The organism is Candidatus Chlorohelix sp. (assembly GCF_037138995.1).
In the GTDB taxonomy this organism is placed as follows: domain Bacteria; phylum Chloroflexota; class Chloroflexia; order Chloroheliales; family Chloroheliaceae; genus Chlorohelix.
Window position 1 is genome coordinate 1 of sequence record NZ_JBAXHI010000099.1, and the last position, 3,206, is coordinate 3,206.

Consider the following 3,206-nt stretch of genomic DNA (forward strand, 5'->3'; position numbering starts at 1 on the left):
GTATTAATAATCACAAGCTTTCCTCACGTGCCTCAATTCGTCCTGCGGCAGTCTCTCCAATTGGTCATCCCGAAACATACCATAGGTTTGTTCAAAAAAGCCGGAGGGTCAGCCCAAATCTTCCGGACTAGATTCGGCTTTGGCTACGGGCTGTACAATTAACACTACCTCAAAATCGGTGTTGGCAAGCCCCATCGGCACTTCCAGTTTAAGCATACCATCTGCGCCGGTATGCGAATGCAGTTTAATACTTTGCATAAAATCCCCCTTCTCGGCTAAAGCAAGTTCCGATTTAATTTTAGGGTGCGGTTGGTAGCAGGTCAAGTACGAACCGCCCTTTACCCGGCAACTTCGCTCAATAATTGCAAAATATCCTGCTCTATCTGCTTAATATCCGCCTCTATTTCCCCCAACGAGCGGGGCGGTTGGTACTGGTAAAAATAGCGGTTAAAGTTAATCTCGTAGCCTACCCTGCCGACTTGCCCATCTTTGGGGTCGCGTATGGTGGTATTAACCCACGCGTCAGGTACATGCGGCTTAACCTCGCGCTCGAAAAAGTCTTCCACCGCTTCGGTTAGCGGCACATTCTCGGTATCGCGCAACTCTGGGTCAGGCTCAGGCTCACCGTCCTTGTTGCGACAAATCTCGGCAGTCTCATCCCGCTCGGAGAGAGCCGCCAAAACCGCCTTGCGTATCGGCGCAGACAGCGTGAGCTTGTGGAGTTTAAGGGACTTATCAAGCTCTTTTTCAAACTCGGCGCGGTCTTTATACAAAGCGGGCGGCAACTGTGAAAGCGTAGTCAGGATTTGCGCTTGCAACAAACGCCCCGCCGCTTCCTCTTTCGCTTTTTCGGCAACATCCTTCTTTTTGCTCTGCGCCAACGCCCCGAAAGCTGCCTGCTGTTTCACAAGCTCAAGTCGCGCCTTGCTCGCCTGAAAGTTCAAGCGCAAGGGACGCTCCACCGTAATTTTGCGGTAGCCAAACGCGCTTCTATCAAAGATTTTGGAAACCTCGCTCTCCTCATAGGCTTTGAAAAGCGCGGTTATCTGCTCGATATAACCATCCGAAATCTGACGGCGTTTATCGCCCATACTCTTACGCATCGGTATCCAAAAGCCGGTAGCGTTGATAAGTTGCACCTTGCCCTGCCGCTGCGCCTGTTTTCGGTTGGACAAGACCCAAATATAGGTAGCAATTCCGGTGTTATAGAAAAGCTGCTCCGGTAATGCCACAATCGCTTCAAGCCAATCATTCTCCAAAACCCAACGCCGAATTTCACTCTCGCCGCTACCAGCATCTCCGGTGAAAAGAGGCGAGCCGTTCATGACAATACCTACGCGGCTGGGGTGACTTTCGTTATTAATCATGCGGCTGAGCATGTGCTGCAAAAAGAGCAATTGCCCATCACTGATGCGCGGCAACCCGGCGGAAAAACGCCCCGCGCTACCCTTGTCGTACTCGCCCTTAACCGCTTCCTCGTCTTGTTTCCATTCCTTGCCGTAGGGTGGATTGGCTAACTGATAATCAAAGCGGCGATTGGCGTGCTGGTCTTTTGCCAGCGTACTACCAAACTTTATATGCTCAGCATCCTGCCCGTCTTCACTCTTCATGTAAAGGTCTGATTTGCACATTGCGAAAGTTTCGGGGTTCACTTCCTGCCCGAACAAAAAGACCTTTGCGCTGGCGTTCTTTTCCTCGATGCGCTCCTTAGCGGTGGTTAACATTCCACCAGACCCGCAGCAGGGGTCGGAAACTGTCAACACCACACTTTCCTGTTGGATGCGCTCATAATCCTGCGACAACATCAAGCTAACCATCAGCCGAATCACCTCGCGGGGGGTAAAGTGTTCGCCGGGATTCTCGTTCAGAGCTTCATTAAATTTGCGGATAAGCTCTTCAAAGATATAGCCCATCTCGTGGTTGGAAACCTTATCCGGGTGCAAGTCTATATCCTTGCTGTTCAGACGCTCCATAACCTTGAAGAGCAAGCCGGTATCATCCAACTTCTTGATAGTATTATCGAAGTCGAATTTCTCCAGCACCTCGCGCATGTTTGTGCTAAAGCCGTTGATATAGGCGCGTAGGTTGGAAGCCAGATTCGGGGCATCGCCCAACAGCTTCTCAAAATCAAAAGGAGAGGTATTGTAAAAGGCGAAGCCCGAAGCCTTGCACAACAAGTCGTGCATATTATCCAGCTTGCCCTTGAACTTATTATAAGTATCCAAAACCTTTTCTTTGTTAGGCTGCAACACGCAATCTATACGGCGCAGTACCGTAAAAGGCAGGATAACGTCCTGATACTTGCCCCTTTTGAAAACGTCTCGGATGAGGTCGGCTATACTCCAGATAAAGTTTGCTTTGTCGTTAAAGTTATTCATGTTACCCGGATGAGAAGATATTGAATTATAAAAGGAAATTAGTCGCTAGATAAATGTATTTTAGTGGCACAGCCATGTTAAGTCAAACCCCTATATGAGGCGAGTTGATTTTCATATAGCCGGAAACTAGCTGCCGCCTCGGACATTTACAAGAACCAAAAGCCCAGCAATCTTGCGTAGTGAGAATCTTCAAAAATACAGGTTGCCGTAAACATGGTCATACCTCGATTTAGGAGGGTCTCCCACTCGTTACCAAAGTTAAACCATATTTGTAATGGTACTCTTAATGTTAATCGGGAATAATATTATTGTAGGTTGATTTAGCAGGAGCGGCTACGGTGGACCCAGTTGTCAAGACACCGATTTAAGGGAAATAAGGTGATCTGCTCCTTTCTGAAAAGCACATTAACATATTATTAAATAGCCGATTTTCAGCATTTTTCAAAATGGACTTCACTCGGAGTGCGATAAGAGAGTGATTGATGCGGTCGCTGCTCGTTATAGAATCGGATGTATTCCCCGATAACTTGACGCGCCTCTTTGGGACTTTCAAATTCATTTAAGAACACACACTCATATTTAATCGTCCGCCACAAACGCTCGGTGAAAATGTTGTCGAAAGCTCGACCTCGTCCATCCATGCTCACCCGCACACCCGCTCCCTCGACTAAGCCAATATATTTCGGACTGGTGAAATGACTGCCCTGATCGCTGTTGAGAATAGCGGGTTTTGAACTCAAAAGACCTCGCTTTACTGCTGCCACCACGAAATCTATCTGAAGTGTGTCCGACAATTCCCAACTCACGATGTAGCGACTGTACCAATCT

At 48.3% G+C, this 3,206-nt stretch carries 3 protein-coding genes; all 3 read right to left on the reverse strand.

From position 1 onward, the window contains the following. Positions 1-108: 108 nt before the first annotated feature. Positions 109-258 carry a hypothetical protein gene (locus WCK19_RS18385; RefSeq protein WP_342398863.1) on the reverse strand — a complete coding sequence of 50 codons (150 nt, stop codon included), beginning with the start codon at positions 256-258 and terminating at the stop codon, positions 109-111. An 80-nt stretch (positions 259-338) separates the two neighbouring features. Further along, complete coding sequence (locus WCK19_RS18390) at positions 339-2,378, reverse strand: class I SAM-dependent DNA methyltransferase (RefSeq protein WP_342398864.1); 2,040 nt, start codon at positions 2,376-2,378, stop codon at positions 339-341. 431 nt (positions 2,379-2,809) lie between these two features. Beyond that, the coding region (locus WCK19_RS18395) for an integrase core domain-containing protein (RefSeq protein ID WP_342398865.1) at positions 2,810-3,206 on the reverse strand (397 nt) is incomplete at its 5' end.